Genomic DNA, 23,282 nt, shown 5'->3' with positions numbered 1-23,282 from the left:
CCTTCAGAGGCCAATGACGTTGGTCAGGTTGATGTCGGTGGGGGTGGGCGTGCCCCCTTGCACCACGATCGGGCCGGTGCTGGTGTTGCCCATCACGATGGCACGCTTCAACTCGGGGAACAGGAAGAGGGTCTGCAGGTCTCCCAGGCCGATCAGCCGGTTGTTGCTGGCGTTGAGCGTGCGCGCCGTGAGCTGGCCGATCACAGGCTGCGCGCTGCTTTCGCCCACCGCCTCGCAGTGGTTGGTGTTGAACAGGCAGTCGGTGACGCCACCGCAGCGGTTCAGCGACACCGAAGACTGGTGGCCGCGCAGCCGGTTGCCGCGGATGGACAGGATGCCCGTGTGCGCGGGCACGGCCGCCGCCAGGCTCTCGGTCAGCAGGAAACCCGCTTCGCCCGCCGCGACGTGGCTGGCCATGGCGAAGTGGGTGAAGCGCACGCTGCTGCCGGGCGCGATGTTGATGGCGCGCCAGGCCAGCGGCTCGGGCTTCTGGTCGTCGGCGCCGATGCGGTCCACCTGGTTGTCGTCGATCGCGCAGTGTTCAAACGGCGGCAGCACATGCAGGCCGCTGATCTGGCCGCTGCCGCGGTCCGGGCCGATGCCAAAGCAGCGGTTGCCCGCGATGCGCAGCTGCCCCATGGCCAGCGCGCGCACCGCGTCCACTGCGGGCGACCCGGTGGCCGTGCGCGCGACCAGGCCCACGCTGTTGTCGAGCAGGTCGGCGCGTTCCACGCGCACCAGCTGGATCGCGGCGAAGGCGGTGTTCTCCACGTTCGCGGCCTGGCCGATGTCGTGGCACTGGTTGCCCGAAAAGCGCAGCACGCCCGCGGAGCCGCTGCGCGCCATCACCAGCGCACCGAGCCCCAGTTGTTCGAAGTGGTTGTCGCAGATCACCGCGTGCTCGACGCGGTGGTTGATCTGCACGCCGTTGCCGCGCAGCGTGCGCAGGCGGTTGCCGCTGATGCGCGCGCGGTCCAGCGCCACCGGGTCCAGGCCTTCTTCGAGCACGATGCCGTCGCCGCTGCGCTCGTTGGAGCCGGAGATCTCGTTGCCCTCGATGCACAGGCCATCGACCCCGGCCCGGATGCCGTCGCCGGCGGTGTAGATGACGTTGCTGGCGATGTCCATGGGCGAGCCGGGCAGGGTGGCGCCGGTGGCGACCACGGCGGCCTGGTTGCCCACCAGCATCAGGTTGTCGTCGATGCGTGTGTTGCCGAAATGCAAGCTGACGCCGTCGAGATTGACCGCGCGCTGGCGGCAGAACATGAGGTTGCGCGCGATCCGAAGTTCGGCGGTGAGCAGGTGCTTGCGCTCGCGGTCGGTGACAGCCGCGACGCCGCGTTCGGCCACCAGCGCGCACTGCTCGATCTTCGCGCCGAGCACGTTGCCGGCCAGCCCGATGGCCACGCTGGTGCCGTCGCCCACCGACAGGCCGAGCACGTTGATGTGCTGCGCGAGCAGGTCGATCACCTGGGTGGCCAGCAGCATGGCGGTGGTGCCCGAGGTGCGCGCCGCGCCGAGCAGGCTGAGGTTTTCCAGCGCCACGCCGTTGCTGTCGTGGATGTCCACCACGGGGCCCGGCTCGCTACCCTGCAGCACGGTGGCCCAGCCCTGGCCGCGGATGCGCAGCGAGCGCGCGCCCTCGATGTTCAGCGGCGCCGAAAGAATGTAGGTGCCGATGCCCAGGCAGACCGTGCCCCCGGTGGCCTGCAGGCTGTCCACCGCCTGTTGCAGCGTGGCGCTGCCGTTGTTGTGGTTTTCCGCGCTCACGCAGACCGAGCAGTCGCAGCCGTGGCCCTCGGGCATGGGTGGCCACAGCGTGCGGCAGTCGGTCTCGGCGTCGGGGAAGTTGACCACGGCGAGCCGGGCGTGGTGGTGGTGGATGCCTAGCGGCGGCGCGCGGTCCAGCTCTTCGATCTTGGCGTTGGTGCTGCGTGCGGCGAACACCCAGTGGTCGCCGCTGTGGAACTGGCCGCCGGCCGGGTCGAGGCTGAATTCGACCAGGACGCCGTGCTCCAGAAACAGGCGCGTGCCCAGCGGCGGGACCAGGATCGCGCCGGTGCTGGCGGGCGCGTCCAGGTCCTGGCCGGCCACCGCGCTGCCGTCTTCGCGGCGCACCTGGCCCGACTGGTCCCAGCGCCGCACCCGGGTGTTGCGCAAGGGGTCGGTGGCCTGTTGTGGGTCGGTGGGGAACAGGCCGGCGCTCAGCGGCTGGTCAAACGTCAGCGTGCGCGCGGTCACGTCCACCCCGCTGGCCGCGCGGATGCGGCGCAGCTCGCCGGGCAGGCCGTGCAGTTCGCGGTGGTCGTCGGTGACTTCGACCCAGTCGCCGTCGTTGAAGCGCAGCACGTCGTCGCGCCCGATGCTCTCCACCGTGACGCGGTCGCGCGCCGGGTTGATGTGGGTCGCGCGCGAGGCCACGCTGGCGTTGTCGCGCGACCACTTGAAGGTGGCCGTGCCGAGCGCGCCGCCCTGGTGCACCTCCACCCGGTAGAGTTGATTTTCCAGCCCGCGGTAGCCCGCGGCCGGCGGCACGCTGCAGGGGTTGGGCTCGAAGCCGGGGTCGCCGGTGGCGGTGGACAGGCGCGCGGCCGAGGGCGCGGTGGCGGCCAACCAGCCGGGGATGTCTTCGTCGGGCGTGGCGCAGCTGATCGCGCCGACGTTGGGCAACAGCTTCACCTGCCACACCGTCTGGCGCCGGCCGGTGGTGTCCACTCCGATGGCCGGCTCAATCAGCCCGGGCGCCTGCAGCGCGGTCACGTCGCGCTGCCACACGTCCAGGTACACCAGGTGCGGCCCTGCGCCGGGCAGCGCGGGCGGCTCGGGGTAGTAGGGCTGGTCCAGGTAGTCCAGCGCGGTGGTGCCGGCCAGTTCGGCCAGGTGCGGGTCCCAGGCGTCGGGCGTGCCGCCGTGGTTTTCGGCCAGCAGGCCATCGACGTACATGCGCCCCGGGCCGATGCTCAAGTTGCCACCGGCCGCCTCGATGCGAAAGCCCTCGGGCGTGGTGCGCGGCACCACGCTGCCGTTGAAGGTGTCCCAGCTGCCGGCCTGCAGCCGCCGGCCGAGCTGGGCCACCCACTCGTTCCAGTCCGCATCCAGCTGGACGCGGCCCTGTTGCATGACCACGCCCAGGAAGTCCTGGCGGGCATCAAAGCGCACGCGGCTCAGATCGAAACTCATGGTGCTCCCTCCTTCAGGATTCGTAAAAAATGCCGGCCCGCAGCCCGACCCGCAGGTACTCGGCGAGGCGGATGCGCAGGTTGGCTTCGCGCTGCGCGCCGTGCAGGTGGTGAAACACGCCCATTTCGCTTTCGTCGTCGGCGCCACGCAGCACCTCGGGCGGTGTCGAGCGGGCGAGCTGGGCGTAGGCCGGTGTGCCGTAGACCAGCGAGGTGAAGCGCGGCGCGATGTGCTGTGCATCGCTGGCCGAGCCGGGCTGGCAGCGGAACCGCGTGGGCACGATGGCGCCCAGCGGCAGCCAGGAAAAGCGCACGCAGCCCACCTGCTTGCGCGCGGCGCGCACCGGCACGGCCCAGCTGTCGCTCTCGGCCAGGGCCGCCAGCAGGATGCTGTTGGACACGCTCATCTGCGCCGCGTGCAGCTTGCCCACCACGGTGCAGGCCTCCAGCGTGAGCGCCGCGCCGGGGCCGCTGCCATCGAGCGCGGCCAGCGCCACGCCGCTGCGCACGGTGGCGTCGATAAGGCTGTCGTGCGCGCTCAGGCTGGCGCGCTCGTGGCAGCGCACGGCGCCCACGATGCAGCGCTCGATGTGCGTCTGCAGACCGGCGAGCTCCAGCAGCAGGCTGGGGCTGGTGGGCTGCGCCGGGCTGGCGTCCGGGTTCAGGGCGATCCCCGGCACCAGGGTGCAGTGCAGCAGGTTCAACTGTTTCAGGGCGTTCGTGCCGTCGTCGGGCACCAGCAGCGGTGCGCCGGTGACCAGCAGGCCGTTGAGCGTGCAGGCGGCGTTGGCCCCGCCGGTGACGGTGCAGCCGCCCAGGTCGAGCACCGGGCGGCGCCCGTTCTCGGCCCGGATCTCGATCTGCCCGTCGGCCACCACGGCCAGGGTCAGCGTTTCCGTGTAGCGGCGGCTGTCGCGGATTTCCACCACACCGTTGCCCGCGATCTGGGTCAGCGCCGCGCCGATGCTGGGCTGGTCGTCGGGCACGCGCACCACCAGCGTGCTCGCGGCCGGGGCGGGCAGGCTCTCGCCGCGTTCGTACTCGCCGCCGCCCAGGTCGGCGCTGAAGCCTTCGTGCCAGGTCAGGCTCAGCTCGGCCGGGTCGTCGGCCTCCGGCGGCAGGGCGATGCGCCCGAGCACCGGGTCGATGGCGTAGACGCCCGCCGGGGGCGGCGTGTGGGCCCAGCCCGCGCCGTCGTCGCCCAGGTTGCAGACCACGATCTGGTCGCGCTCGATGGGCGTGCCGTCCACGCTGAGCAGCAGCGCGGGTTCGGCGTTGTCCGCGGGCGCCGCCGCGTGGGCCCGCGTGCCGTAGTGCTGCGCCAGCTCGGCGGCCAGGCGCCGGCGCGAGAGCGGGCCCGGCACATGGGCCGGCTCGGCCAGGTGGGTGATGTCGTCCTCGGCGAGCGGGCGGTTGAACAGCGGCAGGTCGTGGTTGAGCGGGCTCACGCGGTAGCGGCGCGGCCCCACCCGCAGCGCCGGTGTGTCGCGGTGCCGGTAGGCCTGGATGCGCCACAGGTGCAGGCCTACGTTGGGGATGTTGTGGCGCCCCCGGCCCGACTCGATGCGCCGCACGTCCACCGTGCGGTTGGCGCTCTCGAACGCCGTGCCCACGAACTCCAGCGCCGCCCCCCGCCGCAGATCGGGCGACTGCAGGTTGTGCGGGCGGGTGTGGTTCATGTACTGCGTGGTCACGATGCGCTGGAAATACTCCACGGCGCGCGCGTCCCAGCCGGTCACGTCGCGCGCGAGCTGCTCCAGCACCAGCGCCGTGCCCTTGCGCCGGCGCAGGGCGATGGTGTGAGCCACCTCGGCGCGCGCGCTGGCCACCTTGGGCGTGACGCCGTGCAGGCTCTGGTAGCCGATGAGGTCGCCGATGTAGGGCACGGCCCAGTCGGCACAGGTCTCGATGAAGAGGTCGTCGTGGAGCTGCTCCAGGCTTTCCCCGGCCACCGCGATCTGCTCGGCCAGCACGCCGATCAGCTCTTCGAGCGGCCCGCGCTCCAGGCCCAGGGTTTTTGCAAGCTCGGCGTCGCGGATGCGGTGGATGGCCGGCAGCAGCTCAAAGAGCGACTGGGTGTCTGTGCTCATGGGAACTCCTTCAAGTGCTGCGCGCTCATGGCATCACCTCCAGCTCCACCGGCTCGTCGGCCAGGGTGAGCAGTTCGGCCGGTAGCGGCTGGCCGGTGAGCGAGGCCACGGGCAGGGCCGCGAACAGGCGCGGCACCAGGCCCGGGGCCTGGCCCACGCGGTACAGGCGGGTGACGTGCACCGCCTGCACGCCCGCCACCGCCTGGGCCACGGCCGACACCTCGTCCACCGACACGGTCTGCCCGAACTGGCGCCGCGCGAAACTGAAATGCGCGCGCAGCGCGGCCTCCAGGGCCTGGAGCACCGGGTCGGTCTCGTGGCTGGCCAGCACCTTCACCGAGAGCCGCACGCGAAACCGCACGCCGAGGTGGTTGCGCAGGTGCAGCGGCACCAGCGCGTCGCCATGGTTGCGCAGTGCCGCGCCCAGGCTGGCGAAGGTGGCGCCCGACGGCGGCACCACGGCGCCGTCCACCCCGGCGATGGTGAGGAACACGCCGCGCGCGGGGCCGGCGGGAATCCACAGCGCGTGGGCCTTGTCGATGCCGGCGAAGGCGCGCGCGAAGCTGGCGTAGTCGGTGATCGAGACCGCGCGGTCCAGCGTCAGCACGGTCAGCGGGGCGTTTTCGCGCGCGCGCTCCAGCAGCTCGCCGTCTTCGCCGCCGGTGGCGGGCTCGGGGTTCACCACCTCGCTGACACCGAGTGGGCGCGACAGCAGCGTGGTGAGCTGGCCCGCGGCCACGTTGCCGGCCACGCCCAGACCCTTGCGGTAACGCGCGCGCACGTTGCTTTGCCCGCTGGGCAGGCGCGCGCCTTCCACGCCGTCGCCAAACTCCACCGTGGTCAGGCCGTCGTCGTCCTGGCGGGTCTGGTAGACGCGGGCGGCCGGACTGGCCTGGTAGAGCGAGGGCGCTTCGGTCCACAACACGTCGGCGACGCGCAGCTCCAGCGTGGACGCGCCGCCGCTGGGTGTGGGGGCGCTGACGTAGGTCAGCGGCGCCTGGTTCAGCACGAAGCGCTGGCCCGCGCTGCCTGCGTCGCCGTTGCCCAGCAGCGCCTCGACCGTCTCGCCGTGCGTGGCGGGCGCCACGTTGCCGTTGACCCGGACGCTGGCGCGCTCGTAGACGTGGCGCAGCGCGGCGTCGAGCTTGAGCTGCGTGTGGTCGCGCGCCAGCAGCACGGCCTGCTCGGTGTCGGCGATGTGGGTGATCTCCCGCACCAGCGGGTCGTCCTTGCGCGCCGGTGCCAGCCGCAGCTCGTGGCCCTTGGCCACCAGCGTGCCGCTGCGGCCGTCGCGGTCCATCAGGGCGAGCCGCAGCCGGGCCGACGCTTGGCCGAGTAGCGCGGTGAAGGCCTCGGCGCCGAGCGTGATGGTCGTGAAGAACAGCAGGCGGCTGGCCGGATCGGTCATGAAGAGTTCGTCGCCCTCGTTCAGCGTCACGCTGCCGCCCTGCGCGAGCTGCAGCGACAGGCCTTTGGCGCCCGCGGCGATGGCGATGCGCTGCCGGGTGCCCGAGACCGCCAGCGCCTGGCCGGGCAGCAGGCCTTCCACGCGCTGGCCCAGTGTGAGCGCGTCGCCCTGCAACGGGTGGAACAGCGGCGTGTCCACCGTGGCCAGGCGCTCGCTCTGCGCGAGCACCAGGGTGTTGCGCAGGCCGAAGCGGGCCGCGCTCAGGTTCTCGGTGGTGTCGGGCGTGATGCGGGTGGTCTTGCCCGAGATGCCGAAGTCGTTGCGGCTGAGCTGGCTCACGCGCTGGGCGCGGTAGAGCTCGGTGTAGCCCGGCAGGTCGGCGCTGCCGTGGCCGGCCTCGTTGGACACCAGCGCGAACCAGGTGCCGGCGGTGATCTTGGGGTTGGCGCTCTCCAGGTCCACCGTGGTCCCGTTGATGTGGAACTGCTTCCATGTCCAGTTCGAGGGCGTGCTTTTGTCGATCTTCTTCGCCAGGTTGGAGCCGCGACCGCTGAGCAGGTTGGGGTCGGGCGCGTTGTGGCCGAAGAGCGCCGTGCGCTGGCGAAACGCGTGCACCTCCACGCCCACGCCGGCCGGGCTCATGGGCGGGAACGCGCTGCCCAGGGGGTGCTGCCACACCACGCGGGTGCGGGCGTTGGCGTTGTCGGGCAGCACCGCGCTGAGCACACGCACGTCCCAGTGTTCGCCGCCGGGGTCGCTGATGCGGTCGCTGCCCACGATGAGGATCGCATCGCCCGGCTGCAGCTGCGTGGCCAGGCCGTCGAGCCACAGCTCGGTGTCGCCCGACTGGGGCCGCCAGGGCACGCGGGACTGCACCGGCATGGCGTTCCATTGCACCCGCGCGGGAACCTCGGCCACGGTCTCGAAACTCTGCGCCGTCTCGTCCTGGCCGGGCACGCTCTGCACCCGCGTGCCCACCGGAATCTGGATCGGCTCGGGCGGCACGGTGCCCGGCGCCTCCAGCAGCTTGAACGCCAGGTGGGTGCTGGCGGCCACGCCGGGCGCGAGCCGGTAGCCGATCAGGCGTGCCATCTCGCGCACCGAGAGGCGCTCGGTGGCGGTGCGCAGGTAGTGTTCCTGCGCGTAGCGTTCGGTGTAGAAGCTCAGCACGTCGAGCGAGGTGGCCATGGCGTCGGCCAGCGCCAGGCTGAAGTCGCTCATCTCGCGCGTGCTCAGGGCGGCCAGCGCCGGTGTGTCGGTGCTCGACAGCCGGGCCTGCATCGAGGCCAGGAAGTCGCCGTGGCGGCCCACCCGGTAGGCGATGGCCGGGAGGCCGGGCGGGTTGTGCACGCGCGCCGGGGTGTCGGCGTCCACGCCGGCGCAGCAGCCGCAGTCGCCGTTGCCGGCAGGGGTGTCGTGGCCACTCATCACTTGCCTCCGTGCAGTTCCAGCCGCAGCACACCGTGCTCGGGGAAGTTGGGGTCGTTGTCCAGCCGCGCGATCTCCAGCCGGCCCAACGTCATGAAGCCGTCGGCCAGCGGTTTGGGGTCCGCCTGGCCCTGGCGCTGGAAGCGCGTGACCTGGACCGAGCTCACGCCGGCCACGGTGCGCGCGGCCGCGTACAGCGGGCTCAGGAACACGGTCTGGCCGAAGCTGAAGTGGTCCGGGTGGAACAGGCCGCGCGTGCCGTCGGCGCGGGTGCGGCTGCTCAGCGCGTCGAGCAGGCCGCGGCTGACGTCGCTGCGGAAGTGGTCCTTGTGGACGCAGACCAGCAGGTCGATCTCCAGCGACACCGCGATCGGGTCGTGGATGCGCAGGTCGTGGCCGGCCATGCGGTAGCGGTCGAGGTGGGTGCCGACCTGGGTGGCGAAGGCGGGGTCGATGGCCTCACCGTCTTGCCGGTCCACGGTGACGAACACGGTGTGCCAGCTGCCGGTCCAGCGCAGGCTGGCGGCGGCGCGCTGCACCTCGGGCAGGCGCTCGGTGACGGCGGCGTAGTCGGCCGTGGTCACGGCGCGCTCCTGGGTGCGAAAGGCCTGCGGTGCGCGCCGGCGCACCTCGGCGGTGGTCTCGGGCGCCACGCCGCCGCGCGCGGGTATGGGGTTGACCACCGCGTTGATGCCGCCCTGGGTGGTCACCACGTGGGCGATGGCCTGCGCGCCCACGTTGCCCTGCGGCCCGTTGCCCACGCGGTAGTGGGCGCTGAAGGCGGTTCCGCTGTCGGGGCGGCGGCCGTGCAGGTCGTCACCGAAGCGCAGGCGCGCGCTGCCGTCGTCCTCGGCTTCGATCACGAAGTGGGTGTCGCTGGCCCGGCTGGAGAGCAGGTCGCGCCGCGGGCTCCAGGGTTCGCTGCCGCTGCCCTGCGTGGCGGTGAGGCCGATCCGGGGCAGCGCGTCGGCGGTGCGCCAGCGCATGGCGGCGCTGGCCGAGTCCTGCGGGTCGAACAGCAGGCGCTCGCTGGTGCGCACGCCGTTCTCGACCCGGGTCACGAGCACCGTGCCCTGGTGGGTGAGCGGCGCGCTGGCCAGCCGCGGCCGGTAGCGCGGGGGCAGGGGCTGCGGCGCCTCGCGCTGGCAGGCGTCGCCCAGCATGGTCGGGTGGTGCAGCCGGGGCTGCGGCACGCTGCCCAGCGGCTCGTCTTCGATGCGCTGGCCGTGATCGACCAGCACGTTGTTGCCCAGCGCGATGCTCACGCCGTGGATCAGCACGCTGCCGTGGGCCTCGTCGGTTTCGCTGGAGATGCACAGGGCGAAGGGCAGGGCGTCGGCCGGGTGCCAGGCGATCTCGGTGATCTCGGTCAGGGCGCTGGGGGCGGCTGGGTCGGGCGGGAGCGGGTCGGTCAGCGGGTCGGTGCCGTCGAAGGCGCGCACGGCGCTCAGGCGCACCGCGTGGCGGTGGGCGGGGTCGGCGTCTTCGGGCTCGCCGCTGAGCGGGCCGAGCTGCTCCTGGAAGATCAAGACGTCGCCGGCCTGCAGCTCGGGCCAGTGGCCCAGCAGCGTGGCGCGGGTGGCGCCGCGGGGCAGGCAGCAGCGGGCATCGCCCCAGGTGTGGAACTGAAAGCTGTTGTGGGCCTCGCGCAGGGTCGCGCCGTGCAGCGGCTCGAACACCAGGGGCCGGGCCTGCAGCGCGGCGCGCTCGGCGGGCGAGTCGGGAACGATGCGCGGCGGCACGCCCGCCACCCGGGTGTAGCAGCGCAGGTCGTCGGGCAGGGGGAAGGGGCCGCCGCTCACGTCGAAGTGCAGCCAGGCGCGGGCGTTGCAGCCCTCGTGCACCGCGTAGTCCACCAGCAGGGAGTGGCGGCGCAGGCTGCTGCGCCGCCGGGCGGTGTGCAGGTAGGCCTCGGTGGCGACGGCGTCGAGCTGGTAGTGCTGCAGATCACCCACGTAGGCGATTAGCTCGGCCAGCGTGGTGGCCAGGTCGGCCGGGCTGCGGTCGCGCCAGCCCGGCATGTTGCGCGCCAGGCGGTCGATCACCAGCCGGCGCAGGCTTTCGTAGTCGCGGGCGAGGTAGTTGATGTCGGGGACCGGCTTGGCGGGCTCGGTGCAGCCTGGCGGTGTGCGGCAGTCGAAGTCGCTCGGGCATTCCACCTTGAAGCGGAATTCGATCTCGGAGAGCCGGGGGTCGAAGTCGGGCAGCGGGGTGGGCGTGGCCGGGTCCTGCGTGAGCCGCAGGGTGTAGCGCGAGAAGTCGCCCGCGCTGTCGGTGCGCACCAGCAGCACGTGGTCGGCCTCGGGCAGCGCGCTGAACAGGGCCTGCTCGGCCGCGTTCGCCTGTGCCGGTGGCGCGCTGGCCACGCCAATCCACTGAACCTCGATGCGGCGGACGCGCTCGCCGCCTTCGATCACGACCTGCTCGCGCGTGAGCCCGGCCGGCACCGGCTTGAGCAGGCGCACGAGCAGGGTGCGCTGGCGCGGGCTGCCCAGGGGCGCGTCGAGGTCCAGCACCTCCAGCCAGTCGATGCCGTTGAGCGTGGCGTGGGCGTCCACCGCCGCGCGCCGGTTCTGGTCGCAGCAATGGAAGATCATGGCTGGCCTCCCTGGGTGAAGGTCTCGCGCTGGCGCGAGGCGTTGCGCCGTATCAGGTACTGCACGGTGACGCTGAGCGCGGCGTCCACCGCCCGCACTTCGACCGCCTCGACCGTGATCAGGCCCGAGAGCCAGCGCTGCAGCGCGCCCTGCACCAGGAACTGGGTGGTGGCGGCGAGCTCGGGGCTGTTGGGGGCGAACACGAGCTCGCGCAGGCCGCTGCCGAAGTCCGGGCGCATCACGCGCTCGCCCGGCGCGGTGAACAGCACCTGCTCGACCAGGCCACGGATCCAGTCCGCCTCGTCGGCCTCGCGGGTGAGGCCGCGGCCGTCGAACTGGTAGGGGAAAAACAGGCGTTGGGTCATGTTCAGCTCCCGATCACGCGGGGTTGCGCGGCCACCGGCAAGAGCGGTGTGCCGTTGGGCACGCACACCGCCTGGCTGTCCATCAGCACCAGGGGCTGGCCGCTGGACTGCACGCGCAGTGCGGCCACCACCCACTGCCCGGTGACGCAGGGCACCGGGCTGCCCGAGACGTTGAACGGACAGCCCGCGATGGCGTAGGGCGCGCTCATCACCACCGTGGGCTGACCGCTGACCAGCACGCGCGGGTTGGGCGCCGTGGGCGTGGCGGTGCCGCCGTGGGCACAGAGCACGGTGGCGCCGACGTGGAGCAGGGGGCCGGGCATGGTGTCAGGTCACCGTGAGGGCGCCGTTGTTGATGGTCACCACCGGGCCCACCAGGGTGATCGCCGCGCCCTTGCCGTTCTGGATGTAGATGCCGGTGTCGTTGACGATGAGCATCGCGCCGGTGGTGCTCTTGATCATGATGCCGCCGGTGGGGCCGGGCACGTCGGAGATGGTCAGGCCGTTCTGCAGCGGCGTCTGCAGCGTGATCGCCGGCACCGCCGGGGGCGTGAGCAGGGCCAGCGCGGGCACTTCGGCCGCGCTGCCCCAGAAGCCGCCGACCCAGATGGGAAAGTCCGGGTCGCCCTGCTCGAACTCGACCCAGACGCCCGAGCCGGGGATGGGCAGGGCGAACATGCCGTTCTGGATGCCCGCGATCGGCACGCAGGGCATGGCCCAGGTGCCGGGGATCAGGCCGCCCACGTCGGGCACCTGCACCATCAGCCGGCCCTGCTGCATGGGGTCGACGTTGGAGATCACCATGCCGCGGTATTTGCCGTAGAACTTCTGCGTGCCGTTGCTCACTGGATGACCCTCCGTGCTGCGCACTGCGGGGCTGAGCGCCTTGGGAACGGCCCGGCGGTGCTCACTGGACTTGCCCTCCGTGCTGTGCACTGCGGGGCTGAGCACCTTGGGAGCGGCCCGGCGGTGCTCATACCGGAATCCTCGGTGTGATGGAGATCAGGCCGTTGCGGCTGAGGTCGAAGCTCTGCTTGAACTCGCCGCGCTTGAGCGTGCTCTTGACGCTGGAGACGTAGTACAGGCCGTCGTAGGCCAGGCCCACGCCACGCACACCGACCAGGCCGCGCGACTTGAGCGGGCGGCCGTAGCGCAACACGTCGAGCTCGCCGCTGGCGGTCACCGAGTCCTGCGATTTCTTGGCCTCGGCCAGGCCACGCGAGATCGCCTGCATGGGGTTCATGCGGGCCGTGTCCTTGAGCATGGTCAGGTTCGACAGCGGCGTGGACAACACGCCCAGCGGCGGCTGCAGCGGGTTCAGGTTGGGGATCGGAATGGGGATGGGCGCGCGGGTGAGCTGGTTCTGGATGAACACGATGGGCAGCACGCCGGCGGTCGGGTCGAAGTTGAAGCTCAGGTTCTCGACGTTGGTCAGCGCGTCCATGTCCACGTTGAGCGCGGGCTGGGGCACGCCGATCTTGATCTCGGGGCCGAAGTAGGCGATGTTGGTGCCCGGCGCCGGCCCGGGCTCGATGTAGAACACATAGCCCACCTGCTCGGCGAGCTGGCGGATGTAGGCCAGATCGGTGCCCTGCTGGGCCGGGATCTTGTCCACCGGGATCGGCACATCAGGGAACAGCGCCGGGATCACCAGCGGGATCAGGCCAAACGGGGCGTACTTGGCGCAGAGCAGGGCCACGCGCGCTTCAATGGGCATGGCCGGAAACGGCAGGCCGCTCCAGTCCTGGGTGTCCATCACCTTGGTCAGGTCTTCGCCGGTGACGGTGACCGTGCCGGGCGAACCCTGGCCGCCGGCCTGCACCTCCACATGGGTCATGACGCCGTCGAACAGCGGCTGCGGCGAGCCGTTGAGCGTGACGATCAGCATCACCCGCAGCGGCGGCGTGCCCAGCCCGGTGTTCTGCGCGCCGGCGATCAGGAAGATGGTGTTGAGCTCGGAGCGCGAGCTGAACTGGAAGGTCAGCGTGAAGCCGCTGGCGCTGCCCGCGGAGCTGCGCACCTCCACGCTCTCCAGCGCGTCCATGACCACCCGCGGCGCCGGCACCGGGATCACCGGCCCGATCAGCAGGGTGAGCTGGATGCCCTTAGCCAGCATCGCTGTCTCCCGGAATGCCTTCGGGCAGGGTGATGCGCAGCAGGCGGCCCACGGTGGCAGTGAGCTCGGTCGGGTCCATCGCGCCGTTGGCGTCGCACAGGCGCCAGTACTGCAGCGGGTCGCCGAGATAGTGCGCGGCCAGGTTGTCGAGCCGGTCGCCGCTGGCCACGGTGTGTTCGGAGAGGGTTGAAAAACGCTCGGGCGGTGGCACGAAGCGCCGCTTGACGAAGGTGATCACGGTGCCCTCGGGCGTGGTGGTCTGCGCCGAGCCGATGCCGTGGTAGCGGCTGGTGGGCGCGAACAGCGGGGTGGCCAGCGCATGGGCCTGCATGAATGCCTGAACGGGGTCCATCAGCCGATTCCTCCTATGCCCAGAGAGCCGAAGCTGCCCGACTGCGCCTGGCCGGCGAGCCGCTCCTTGCCCTGCAGATACGCCATGAACAGGCTGCCGCCCTTGTGGGAGAAGCCCAGGTCGTCCACCGACAGCACACGCAGGCCGATGCTGACCTTGGCGACGATGGGGTTGAGCGCCGGGTCGAAGGCCTCTTCGGTGATCGAAAACTCGGTCAGCCGCACCGGCACGATGCGGTTCTTGCCCCAGACGAAGAGCATCAGCGGGGCCTCCATGGGCGCGATCTCTAGCGTGCCGGAATCGGCCTGCCGGTGCACCTCCAGCAACTGCGCGCTGCCCGGGTTCGCCAGCGCTTCGAGCACGGCCAGCTGGGGCGCCACGCCGTGGTCCACGGTGCCGCGGTTCTGGTCGGGAAACTCCAGCTGGTCGGCCGCGTCGATGTCGGCTTCGAGCCGGAAGGTCTCGATGGCCGGCCCCTTGAAGCGCATCGCCTCGCTGCGGTTGGCCGCTTCGCCGCCAGCGGCCTGCACCTGCAGGCTGCGGGTGAGTTTTTCCGGGTTGTACTGCAGCGAGATGACGCGCAACACCCGCGACGACTCGGGGTCGATCAGCACCAGACCGCCTTTGAGGACCTTGGGGGAGTTGGGGAAGCTTGTCATGCGTTTTTCCTTGCGCCCGGTTGAATGGGCGCGTGACAAGTGAATGGCATTGCGGTTCGAACGAACAGGTGCATGGCCATCAGCTTTCTCCCCGCACCAGGAACATCTCGACGCGCCTGTTCATGGCCCGGGTGATGGCGTCCTCTTCGGTTGCAGTGGGTAGCGTTTCTCCGAAGTGGGGCGGGTTCCCTGCATCCAGCAGGCGACTCGCCGGGAGACGCTCACGCCTGGCCATCTGGTAGAAGGCCGTCGAACGCCGTCGGGCTACCCGGTCATTGACCTCCAGGCTGCCGGCACTCGATGCGTGTCCAACAAATCGGACTTTCACCTCAGGATCGGATTCGATCTGCGCCGCCTTGATTTCACGGAACGCCGACAGATGTTCTGGCTTGGGCTGGACTTCGTCGAAACCAAGGTTCAGAAAACGATAGTGACGACCTGACTCGACGGTCTGGAATATGCCGGGGCCGGTTCGAGACGCAGTGTTCTGGTCGGTTTCGAGCGCGGTTTCGCTGATGCCCGTTGATGTTTCAAAGGCGGTTCTGGCCTCGGTACTGCGTGTTTCGAGGCGCCAGATTTCGCCCCTGAAGAAGGCTCTCGCAATGTCATCCTCCGGCACGTGGCGTGCAATCTGCTGCTCCACCACATCCACTCTGGGCTGGTAGGTGGTCCGGTCGACCAGCTCTTCCGATGTCATGACCTTGCGTGCCAGCCATTCCGTCAGGCCTTCGTTGTAGAAATCTGAGTCCTTTGAAGCGGCAACCCAGGCAGCGTAGTCGGGGTGACGGTAGAAGTGAACGAGCTCATGAATCAATGTCAGCTGTCGCGGTCCTGCTTCCACCCGGCGGTGGACGAATATCTCGCGGCTGGCCCCATCTCCCCGAGTGAACGCCGGTTGTCGCGCACCAAGGGTCACGATCTTGGGGCCCACATCACTGTCGTCAATCAGCCGATCCAGCATGGCCACATAGTGCGTGTTCGTGTCGTCGATCGCAAAGTCCTCGGCCTCGGACATTTGCGGGAGGAAATTGTCGAGCCACTCCCTGAGGTAGGTGCGGTCGTTTCGGATGGTTGCCGGCTCAAACAGGCTCACCCGGCGTTCAATCTCAGAATCTGGCAGCGCCGATGCAATCAGTGGGAAGCGCGCAAGTACCCTTTGGTGCATGGCCACGGCATCGCTATCGAGGTTGGTGTCGTTCGTATGGGTCGGCTCGCGGCGGGAGAAGCTGCGGTTGTCCAGGAATGAGAAGGCTTGGCCGAACAGCAGTTCGGCGGTCCCACCATCCGCGCCCACCGGGTCCACCCATGGCTTGCGCGCCGCTGTGCTGCCGCTAGGCGTCTGCCGGGGTGGCCCGTCAACGCGCACGTTTTCGTGCACCGTACCCAGCCGAGAGGGATCTTCCAGATCGCGCTGAATCAGCGTCGGCCCGTGAGAAGGAATGGTCTGCCCAAGGTTGCCTTGCTGAATGACGTGGGTCAGCTCGTGGGCAATCAGTCGTTGACCTGCAGGGTTGCCCGGGTTGTTGTGGCCGGCACCGAACACGATCGCATTTCCCGCGGTGTAGGCTTTGGCGCCGACATCCCGTGCCGATGCCTCCGCTGCAGTGCCGGAATGAACACGAACACGGGAAAAGTCATACCCGAACCGGTGTTCCATGTTTCGCCTGAGGGGCTCGGGAAATGGTTGGCCAGAACTTCGCAGAACCCGCTCCACGCTGGGTGGTGCAGGGTTGAACGAATCGCCCTGATGGACGTAGCGAGAGCGGTGGATGACCGGTGCAACACCCAGTGCATGGCCTGGATGCTGGGTGGACACCACCCGCTCGGAGACCTTGTCGGCCTCCAACTCCATGGGGTCGTTTTCCGAGCCCACGACCAGCTTGGTCTGCAACCATGGGCTTGCAGTGGGAGGCCCTTGATTGCCAGTGGTGCGCGCGAACGATGCTTCGGTATCGTTTCGCTGGAGCAGAGACATTCGCCCGCGCAATGATTTCGGTCTGGAAACTGCTGGGTGTCTCACCAGCCCTCCGGTTGTGGCTTGTTTTGCGTTTGAGCTCATGGACGACTCATGGGCTTGTGGGTGGGGTAGACCCCGCTGAGGTCGGCGGCGTTGAGCCTGATGCAGTGGCCGCAGGATCCGGCGCCCGAAAGCGCGGTCCAACGCGGACCTGGTCCAGGATCTGATCCTCAGTCAATTTCACCCGATGGTCCCGGCGCAACCGTTGGGCATATTCCTTGACGGTGAACACACCCATGCCGTGGCCGAAAAATCGCTTTTTGCCGAGATAGGTGGCGTTTTCCCCTTGAAAGGCGCCACTCGTTATGAATTTCTTGTTGTCGAGGAACACCCAATCGCCGCGTTGCAGACCCATATCGGTGGAGCTGTCCAGCAGCTTTCGCAGCGAGAAATCGGGCAGGCTGGCCATGTTGAAAACCAGGGCGCTCCCGCCCATGCGGACACCCGGATTGCCCGAGAAAGGAATCGTTACGCTGATGTCGCTGTGGCTGCGGTCGAATTTCGCAACGGCGGTGGCGGGATCGGCGGCCTGCAGACTCCGGAAGACTCCCACAAACTGGATCAATGCCGCGGCGGTGAAACACTCAAATGAGTAGCGCTTCTTTGCGGTGCTCGACATGAGGTCCTGAGCGGCGGCAGCCGCACTGGCTTTGGGCACCAACGTCACCTCGATGCGCTCGATGGTTGCATCGTTTCGCCAGGTAGGATGGCTGGCCAGATGGCGTTGCACGTTCTCCAAGGCCGTTCGTCCGGAACCGTTGGTGATGGCGATGGTGCCGGGGGATGAGCGAAGGTGATAGGTCACGAGCCAAAGCGCAGGGTTCATTCGAAAACCACTGCCCTCCTTTGTCCGTCCGAATTGCCAGGCCGGGTTCTCTTCACCAGCTTGCGCGGCTCCTTCGGCGGCTGGGCTCGGCTTGCGCTGGACTTGGCGCGTACCACCATCCTGTTGAACCACATGGGTGAGTTCATGGGCGATCAGACGCCGTCCTGAAAGGCTGTGCGGTTCAAACTGCGATGTGTTGAAGACCACCGATTGCCCAACGGTGTAAGCACGGGCGCTGACCTCACGTGCGGAGCTTTCGGCGGCTGGCCCGGTGTGTATGCGTACACGGGAGAAGTCGTGGCCCAGCCGATGCTCCATGTCCTGCCTGAGCGAAGACTCCAGTGGCCGGCCCGATTGCGCCAACGCGTGATTCACACTCATCGGAGCCGTACCGACACCTGCGGCTGGCTGGCTTGCCATGCGCTGGATGTGCGGCACGGTCCGGGCAGTGGCTGCGCGCGGGGCCGCCACCAGAGCCAGATCGGCTGCGCGGTCGGCTTGTTGTTCCAAGGGGTCGCTGGTCCCACCCACCATGAGCTTGCGCTGCAACACGCCATGCGCGACCGATGTGCCCGCCGCCTTGGCCGGTGCAACCTGCAGGGGGGCCGCGTTCATGGGCATTTGGTGCTCCCGCAGGGGTTGGCATTCCAGCGGGTGTTGCCGGTCTTTTTCCGGTGGCAGCACAGGTCGTCCAGCACCGCGCCGCTGTAGCTGACCGACACTGTGGTCACGCCGATGCGGGTGTGGTGGTTCAGGGTGCGGATCTGGGACCGGGTGCCGACGTGCACGCAGGCGTGCGAGCCGGTGTTGAGCAAGCCTTCGTGAATCGCCTGGATGCCCTTGAAGAAGATGGCGTAGTTCATGGTCCCGGCGCCGCTGGCCGAGTAGCGCGCGCCTTTGCCCTTCTTGGCCACGGGATCGGTTAGGTTGCCCAGGCGGATGTTTTCGGAGTCGGTGTAGCCCAGCCCCTCCAGCCGCGAGACCTTGGAGTTCTTGACGCGGTCGGTCAGCCCGACGCCCAGCATGGTGGAGCCGCCCGCGATGGGCATCACGATGTCTGCCGGTACGCTGGACGATGCCGTGCTGTATTTGGCCTTCAAGGTGCCGGTGGGCATGCGTGGCTCCAGTTGGCCGGCCGCAGCGGCTGCGGCTTTGTGGCCGTCGTCCACCACGGCTTTGTCGAAATCGATGTCGATGTGTTCCACCCAGGGCTGGGTCTTGGCGTCCGTCAGGGTTTCGTCGGCACCCTCGAAGGCAATCGTGTCTTTGCCCTTGCGACGATAGCGGTGCAATGTCTGCGCGGAACCGGCGCTCGGTTCGCCCGACGAGCCGGTTTGCTGGACCACATGGGTGAGCTCGTGGGCGATCAGGTGCCGGCCCGTCGCCGTGCCGGGCGCGTACTGGCCGCTGCCGAAGACCACGTCTTGACCCACGGTGTAGGCGAGGGCGTTGACGTCCCGGGCCGAGGTGTCGGCCGCTGCGTCCGCGTGCACGCGCACCCTGGAGAAGTCGTGGCCGAAGCGTTGTTCCATGTCCTGGCGCAGGGCCGGCTCCAGCGCGTGGCCTGGGCTTGCAAGCGCTGTGTCCACGCTGGTGGGCGTCGCGGCGGCACCCTGCGACGCGCTGCCGCTGAAGCGCTGGATGCGTGGCACCACTGCGCCAGCGTGGGGTTGGCCCGGTGCGGCGAGCACCTGGTGGGCGACCTGTTCGGCCTCCTGCTCCAGCGCGTCGTTGCTGGCGCCGATGGCGAGCTTGCGTTGCGGGGCGACGGTGGAGGCGTCTTCCTTGCAGCGATCCGATGCGGTAGCGGACGAACCGCAGCCGCAAGCGCACTGGCGCTGCAGCCACGGGCTCGGCACCGGGGTGTGCGTGGACGCCCTGGGTTTGCCGGCCTTCGTTATCAGGGGTGCTGTTGTACTCATGACCGCATCCCCCGTACGATGCCCTGCGCGGTCTGTTCGCCCACCGCCGTGGCCTGTGCCCCCGGCGCGATGCGCAGGGCCGCGACCTTCAGCCGCGGCACGCTGTGTTGCGCCATCAGCGCCTGTGCCGCCTGCGGTGTGGCCAGCAGCCGGCCGAGTTCTTCCCGTAGCCCTTCGGCGATGCCGGTCTGGTCGGCGCGGTCGAAGCCACGCAGCACCAGCCGGTCGATGTGCAGCACGATGCGCGTCATGCCCACCCCCGCGTTTCGGCGTCGCTCAGCGGGCGTTCGCGTTTGCTGGCTTCGGACTGCGCGGCGCGCAGCACGTGGGCCATGCCGACTGGTTGTGCGTCCTGCGCCGCATGGAAGGCGGCGTTGAGCGCGATGTTGCGGATGTTGCCGCCAGCCATCTGCAGGCGGGCAAGCTTGGCGTGGTCCAGGTCTGCGGTGGGTGTGGCGCCGGGGAAGATGCGCCGCCAGATGGCCTCGCGCTCGCTGGCCTCCGGAAACGGGAAGTTCACCACGAAACGCAGCCGGCGCGAGAACGCCGTGTCCAGCGCCTTTTGCTGGTTGGTGGTGAGGATCGCCAGTCCGCGATAGGCCTCCATGCGCTGCAGCAGGTAGCTCACCTCGATGTTGGCGTAGCGATCGTGGCTGTCCTTGACTTCGCTGCGTTTGCCGAACAGCGCGTCGGCCTCGTCGAACAGCAGCACCACGCCGCTGTCTTCGGCCACGTCAAACACACGGGCCAGGTTCTTTTCGGTTTCACCGATGTATTTGCTGACCACGGCCGAGAGGTCGATGCGGTAGAGGTCCAGGTGCAGCTCGTGGGCCAGTACCTCGGCCGCCATGGTCTTGCCGGTGCCGCTCTCGCCGGCGAACAGCACCGAGATGCCCAGGCCGCGCCCGCCCTTGCTGGCGAAACCCCAGTGTTCGTACACCGTAGGCCGGTGGCGCAGGTGGGCGGCGATCTGGCGCAGGGTGGCCTTCTGTGGCTCGGGCAGGATCAGGTCGTCCCAGCGGGCCACGGGTTCGATGCGCTGGGCCAGCCCGGCAATGCGCCGCCCCTCCAGGCTGCGGCAGGTGGACCACAGGGCGGCCACGGGGTCGCCGGCGAGGTCTTCCGCGCGCTGCAGGTCGGCGCCCATGCGGTGGATGTCGCGCGCGCTCAACCGGAACTCCGAGGCCACGCCGTCGAGCGCTGCGCCGTAGCGGGACGATCGCCCGCCCAGCGACTGTTCCCACAACAGCCGCTGCTCGCGCACCCCGGGCTTGGGAATGTCGATGCGGATGTCGCGCCGCGTGAGTTCCACCGGTTCGGACACGCTCAGCAGCGTCAGGCCACCAATGCGCTCGACCAGGCGCAGGGCCGGCGCGGGTGGGGCGGCGTCGCCGCATTCGATCAGCAGCGCGGCGTCGAGCAGCGCCGCTTCGCGTTGCCAGAGCACGGCCAACGCTTCAAGCTCCTGCGCCGATTCGGGCAGGTCTTCGCAGGCCATCGCGTAAAGCTGCAGGCCGAGCCGTGCGGCGGTGCTGGCGGCGATGTCGCGCTTGCCGTGCCGGTCCTTGCCCCAGAGCTGCACCACCGGCACGGGCTCGCCCGCCTCGGCGATGGAGGCGGCGAGTGCCTGGGCCAGTGTCTGCTGCCGGGGCGCCATCGTGGGGGGCATCTGCACGCGCTGCAGCAGTGCTTGCAGGCGCGTGTCCAGGAAGCCTGCCCCCGCCAGGTGGTGCAACACCCGCTCGTCCAGTTTCAGGCGGGCGTTGACCAGGGATGCGTCGTCGGTGGGTTCGACCAGGCGCCAGCGACGCAGGGGGCGCACCGGGGTCAGCGCGCTCCAGTGCGCATCGGGCAGCACGGCCAGGGCCAGGCCGAACGTGGCCCAGGGGCGCTGGCCGCTGGGCGAGGCCCCCGCGCAGAGCGCGCCGAACTCGCTGTCCATTTCCACCGCCGCCGCCAGCAGCAGGATGTCGCGCTCGAACCTCGAAAGGCCAAAGCGTTCGACCAGCTGGTCAATCGCCGCCGGCGGGTCCAGTTCCTCTCGGCATCGCTCCAGCCGTGCCAGGGTGGCCGCCTCGTCCTCACCGCGCAGCCGGGCCTTGATGCGCGCGAACTCGGCCGACAGCAGGCGCTGGTTGGCCGCGGTCCAGTCGGTGGGGGCACGGGCGGTGTCGCGGGCGTTCATGTGATTACCACACGCTGGTTCAGGAAGGTCGGCGGCACGGCCGTGCGGTCGATGAGGGGGCTGTCGATGCCATCGATGCGCAGGCGCGCCAGGTGGCCCGGGGGCTGGCCGGGTGGGGGTGGGGGCGACACAGGCGCGTCTTCGATCACGAAGTCGAGCGAGGTGGTGGGCGCGGTGAACGCTTGCGGCGCGTACTCCTGCTGGCCCAGCACCAGCACCACGCTTTGCCCGGCGCGCAGGGCCGGGTGGAAGTTGATCGTGAAGCTGGCGCTGCCGTCGCCCGCGCGCACCACGTTCAGCGGCAGCCCGGTGATCTGCGGCGCCAGCGTCATGGCCAGGCGGTTGCTGCTGCGCGTGGCGCTCTCGCCCGGGCGCAGCACGCTCATACCGACGCGGTAGACGCCCACCGGATAGTTCGCGGCGTCGGCCAGCGGGATGCTGAACTGCACCAGGGCCGCGCCCCCGGTCGCCAGCGCGGGCAGGCTGAGCTCGCTCTCGAAGCGGTCGTTGCCCAGCAGCACGGTGCGCCCGGTGCCGTCCAGGTGGTGGCCCGTGAGGTCGATGGTTTCACCCAACCGCGCGACGATCTGCCCGCCGGGTGGCGACACCGCTTCGAGCGTCGGGATCGCGGGCTCCAGGCTGGGCTCCACGGACACGCCGCGCTCGCGCCCGCTTGACGGGTCCACCCCGCCGCGGGTGAGCACCGGCAGCGCCGAGCGCACCGGCTCCGAGACTTCGATCAGCACCACCGTGGCGCGGTAGGCGGCGGTCGGGCGCAGATGGCTTTGGGTGGCGGTCCAGAGCTTGGACATTTCCTCGGTGTCGAGGTGCTCGGGCGTGATCTTGATCAGCTCGACCTGGTCGGCCAGGCCCGAGTCGAACAGCGCGCGTTCAAGCGGTGTGCCGGGCAGGGGCGCGGGCGTGAGGGCCTGGCGGATCATGCCGCGGGTCAGCAGCGGGGACTCGTGCAGCCATTGCATGGCGTAGCCCAGCAGGATCTCGGCGTGCAGATCACCGGCGCTGTAGGCCGAGAGCAGGTAGTGCAGGTCCAGCGCGAGCGGGGCGTTGCTCAGGCGGTTGCGCCCGGACGCGTCGCGGCTGGGCAGGCCTTCGTTGCGCCAGCCGGTGTTGGCGCTGACGCGGTGCAGGAACAGGTTGAGCTGCGAGGCCTCGGTGCCGTTTTGTGGCACCACGCGGTCGGGCGGCAGCACGCTGACGGTGGCGGTGCTGCCCAGCACGCCGCTGAGGTTGTGCTCCACCAGCCCCTCGCTCAGCAGGCTGCGCAGGGTGGCGGTGACCGCGGCGATGCCCAGGGCGGTGGTCATGAGCGGCCTCCTTGGCGCCGGGCCAGGTATTCGTCCAGCGAGACCGGCGCTTTGCGGCGCGCGGCGGGGCGCTGCGCGGGCGCGGCTGGTTCGTGGATGGCCGTGACCTCGATGCGGCCGATGCTCACGTGCACTTCGGTGGTGGTGTCGGCATGGCTGCTTTGGCCGGACCGTTGGGCCGGGGATGGCTGCGCGGCGCTGGCGGGCCAGCGCACGCGGATCGTGGGCGCCAGCAGCGGCTCGACCTGAGGCCAGGCCGGGGCTGCTGCGGTTGATGACGCGGAAGAAAACTCAGGGGTGGCGGCTGCCGGTGTCGCGTCCGGCCTCGGGGTGGCGGGTTCGCCGGTTCCGGGGGGCACGCCGCGGGCCGTCGGGGCATCGTCCAACGGGTCCGGTGTGCGTGGGTTGGGCAACGACGCCCTGGCGCGTGCCGCCCGCGCCGGGGAGCGCGCCACGCCGGTTTTGTCGGCGGGTGCCGGCAGTGGGGTGGGCGTGGACAGCGTTGTGGTTGCCTGCCCGTGCCGGGGTGCTTCCGTGGCCTGCTGGCGCCGTGCGTCGGCCGGTGTAAACACCGGGTCGGAAAAGCGGCCAAGGCCCGCGCCCGGGGGCGTTCCGATGGGTGAACCGGCCGTTGGACCAGCGGGCTGACGCGGCATGCTGGCCTCGGGCGCGAGGGCGTCTTCCTGCATGGGCGCGCCGTGCTCAATCGGCTCGGGCGCGAACCGCATGCCCGACGCAGCGCGCACCGTGCGAGCCGAGCCGTTGGCCCGTTGGGCAAGACGTTGCAGGAATCCGGTCATGGTCTGCCTCGCC

17 protein-coding genes are annotated in these 23,282 nt (G+C 69.9%); all 17 read right to left on the bottom strand.

Annotated features, from left to right (window positions below):
- Positions 1-3: 3 nt before the first annotated feature.
- A complete protein-coding gene (locus tag HTA01S_RS00435) occupies positions 4-3,180 on the bottom strand; it encodes a DUF6519 domain-containing protein (protein WP_068166244.1) in 3,177 nt (1,058 codons plus the stop codon).
- A 13-nt stretch (positions 3,181-3,193) separates the two neighbouring features.
- Entirely contained in the window at positions 3,194-5,269 is a 2,076-nt protein-coding gene (locus HTA01S_RS00430) for a hypothetical protein (RefSeq protein ID WP_068166242.1), read from the bottom strand.
- A gap of 25 nt (positions 5,270-5,294) precedes the next feature.
- Positions 5,295-8,105 carry a putative baseplate assembly protein gene (locus HTA01S_RS00425; RefSeq protein WP_068166239.1) on the bottom strand — a complete coding sequence of 937 codons (2,811 nt, stop codon included), beginning with the start codon at positions 8,103-8,105 and terminating at the stop codon, positions 5,295-5,297.
- On the bottom strand, positions 8,105-10,702 hold the full coding sequence (locus tag HTA01S_RS00420; protein WP_068166237.1) for a putative baseplate assembly protein: 2,598 nt from the start codon (positions 10,700-10,702) through the stop codon (positions 8,105-8,107). The genes HTA01S_RS00425 and HTA01S_RS00420 overlap by 1 nt, the downstream gene beginning before the upstream one ends.
- Positions 10,699-11,067 carry a GPW/gp25 family protein gene (locus HTA01S_RS00415; RefSeq protein WP_068166235.1) on the bottom strand — a complete coding sequence of 123 codons (369 nt, stop codon included), beginning with the start codon at positions 11,065-11,067 and terminating at the stop codon, positions 10,699-10,701. The genes HTA01S_RS00420 and HTA01S_RS00415 overlap by 4 nt, the downstream gene beginning before the upstream one ends.
- A gap of 2 nt (positions 11,068-11,069) precedes the next feature.
- Positions 11,070-11,390: a hypothetical protein gene (locus tag HTA01S_RS00410; protein WP_068166233.1), complete on the bottom strand. Its 321-nt coding sequence runs from the start codon at positions 11,388-11,390 to the stop codon at positions 11,070-11,072.
- 4 nt (positions 11,391-11,394) lie between these two features.
- The gene (locus HTA01S_RS00405) at positions 11,395-11,913 is read right to left on the bottom strand and encodes a phage baseplate assembly protein V (protein ID WP_245637950.1); all 519 of its coding nucleotides are present in this window, start codon (positions 11,911-11,913) and stop codon (positions 11,395-11,397) included.
- 127 nt (positions 11,914-12,040) lie between these two features.
- Positions 12,041-13,183 carry a hypothetical protein gene (locus tag HTA01S_RS00400; RefSeq protein WP_068166230.1) on the bottom strand — a complete coding sequence of 381 codons (1,143 nt, stop codon included), beginning with the start codon at positions 13,181-13,183 and terminating at the stop codon, positions 12,041-12,043.
- The gene (locus HTA01S_RS00395; protein ID WP_084235741.1) at positions 13,173-13,535 is read right to left on the bottom strand and encodes a hypothetical protein; all 363 of its coding nucleotides are present in this window, start codon (positions 13,533-13,535) and stop codon (positions 13,173-13,175) included. Before HTA01S_RS00395 ends, HTA01S_RS00400 begins: the two co-directional genes overlap by 11 nt.
- A complete protein-coding gene (locus HTA01S_RS00390; RefSeq protein WP_068166226.1) occupies positions 13,535-14,194 on the bottom strand; it encodes a CIS tube protein in 660 nt (219 codons plus the stop codon). Before HTA01S_RS00390 ends, HTA01S_RS00395 begins: the two co-directional genes overlap by 1 nt.
- Positions 14,195-14,273: 79 nt before the next feature.
- Positions 14,274-16,169, bottom strand: coding sequence for an eCIS core domain-containing protein (locus HTA01S_RS24460; protein WP_169804730.1), 1,896 nt, complete (start codon positions 16,167-16,169; stop codon positions 14,274-14,276).
- Between the two features lie 91 nt (positions 16,170-16,260).
- Complete coding sequence (locus tag HTA01S_RS00380; protein ID WP_218017290.1) at positions 16,261-17,652, bottom strand: eCIS core domain-containing protein; 1,392 nt, start codon at positions 17,650-17,652, stop codon at positions 16,261-16,263.
- The gene (locus HTA01S_RS00375; RefSeq protein WP_084235739.1) at positions 17,649-18,959 is read right to left on the bottom strand and encodes an eCIS core domain-containing protein; all 1,311 of its coding nucleotides are present in this window, start codon (positions 18,957-18,959) and stop codon (positions 17,649-17,651) included. The genes HTA01S_RS00380 and HTA01S_RS00375 overlap by 4 nt, the downstream gene beginning before the upstream one ends.
- Positions 18,956-19,210 carry a hypothetical protein gene (locus HTA01S_RS00370; RefSeq protein WP_068166215.1) on the bottom strand — a complete coding sequence of 85 codons (255 nt, stop codon included), beginning with the start codon at positions 19,208-19,210 and terminating at the stop codon, positions 18,956-18,958. The genes HTA01S_RS00375 and HTA01S_RS00370 overlap by 4 nt, the downstream gene beginning before the upstream one ends.
- Entirely contained in the window at positions 19,207-21,144 is a 1,938-nt protein-coding gene (locus tag HTA01S_RS00365; RefSeq protein WP_068166213.1) for an ATP-binding protein, read from the bottom strand. The genes HTA01S_RS00370 and HTA01S_RS00365 overlap by 4 nt, the downstream gene beginning before the upstream one ends.
- A complete protein-coding gene (locus HTA01S_RS00360) occupies positions 21,141-22,469 on the bottom strand; it encodes a DUF4255 domain-containing protein (protein ID WP_068166209.1) in 1,329 nt (442 codons plus the stop codon). The genes HTA01S_RS00365 and HTA01S_RS00360 overlap by 4 nt, the downstream gene beginning before the upstream one ends.
- Complete coding sequence (locus tag HTA01S_RS25030) at positions 22,466-23,269, bottom strand: hypothetical protein (RefSeq protein ID WP_157571917.1); 804 nt, start codon at positions 23,267-23,269, stop codon at positions 22,466-22,468. The genes HTA01S_RS00360 and HTA01S_RS25030 overlap by 4 nt, the downstream gene beginning before the upstream one ends.
- Positions 23,270-23,282: the final 13 nt, after the last annotated feature.

It is taken from the genome of Hydrogenophaga taeniospiralis CCUG 15921, assembly GCF_001592305.1.
GTDB classification, from domain to species: Bacteria; Pseudomonadota; Gammaproteobacteria; order Burkholderiales; family Burkholderiaceae_C; genus Hydrogenophaga; species Hydrogenophaga taeniospiralis.
The sequence above is the reverse complement of the archived record's forward strand: the minus strand, read 5'-3'. Positions and strand labels throughout refer to the sequence as shown.

What these genes read in the sequence shown, in the direction of transcription:
- HTA01S_RS00435 (WP_068166244.1), bottom strand. Translation starts at nt 3,180, where the DNA reads ATGAGTTTCGATCTGAGCCGCGTGCGCTTTGATGCCCGCCAGGACTTC.
- HTA01S_RS00430 (WP_068166242.1), bottom strand. Translation starts at nt 5,269, where the DNA reads ATGAGCACAGACACCCAGTCGCTCTTTGAGCTGCTGCCGGCCATCCAC.
- HTA01S_RS00425 (WP_068166239.1), bottom strand. Translation starts at nt 8,105, where the DNA reads ATGAGTGGCCACGACACCCCTGCCGGCAACGGCGACTGCGGCTGCTGC.
- HTA01S_RS00420 (WP_068166237.1), bottom strand. Translation starts at nt 10,702, where the DNA reads ATGATCTTCCATTGCTGCGACCAGAACCGGCGCGCGGCGGTGGACGCC.
- HTA01S_RS00415 (WP_068166235.1), bottom strand. Translation starts at nt 11,067, where the DNA reads ATGACCCAACGCCTGTTTTTCCCCTACCAGTTCGACGGCCGCGGCCTC.
- HTA01S_RS00410 (WP_068166233.1), bottom strand. Translation starts at nt 11,390, where the DNA reads ATGCCCGGCCCCCTGCTCCACGTCGGCGCCACCGTGCTCTGTGCCCAC.
- HTA01S_RS00400 (WP_068166230.1), bottom strand. Translation starts at nt 13,183, where the DNA reads ATGCTGGCTAAGGGCATCCAGCTCACCCTGCTGATCGGGCCGGTGATC.
- HTA01S_RS00395 (WP_084235741.1), bottom strand. Translation starts at nt 13,535, where the DNA reads ATGGACCCCGTTCAGGCATTCATGCAGGCCCATGCGCTGGCCACCCCG.
- HTA01S_RS00390 (WP_068166226.1), bottom strand. Translation starts at nt 14,194, where the DNA reads ATGACAAGCTTCCCCAACTCCCCCAAGGTCCTCAAAGGCGGTCTGGTG.
- HTA01S_RS24460 (WP_169804730.1), bottom strand. Translation starts at nt 16,169, where the DNA reads ATGTCTCTGCTCCAGCGAAACGATACCGAAGCATCGTTCGCGCGCACC.
- HTA01S_RS00380 (WP_218017290.1), bottom strand. Translation starts at nt 17,652, where the DNA reads ATGAACGCGGCCCCCCTGCAGGTTGCACCGGCCAAGGCGGCGGGCACA.
- HTA01S_RS00375 (WP_084235739.1), bottom strand. Translation starts at nt 18,959, where the DNA reads ATGAGTACAACAGCACCCCTGATAACGAAGGCCGGCAAACCCAGGGCG.
- HTA01S_RS00370 (WP_068166215.1), bottom strand. Translation starts at nt 19,210, where the DNA reads ATGACGCGCATCGTGCTGCACATCGACCGGCTGGTGCTGCGTGGCTTC.
- HTA01S_RS00365 (WP_068166213.1), bottom strand. Translation starts at nt 21,144, where the DNA reads ATGAACGCCCGCGACACCGCCCGTGCCCCCACCGACTGGACCGCGGCC.
- HTA01S_RS00360 (WP_068166209.1), bottom strand. Translation starts at nt 22,469, where the DNA reads ATGACCACCGCCCTGGGCATCGCCGCGGTCACCGCCACCCTGCGCAGC.
- HTA01S_RS25030 (WP_157571917.1), bottom strand. Translation starts at nt 23,269, where the DNA reads ATGACCGGATTCCTGCAACGTCTTGCCCAACGGGCCAACGGCTCGGCT.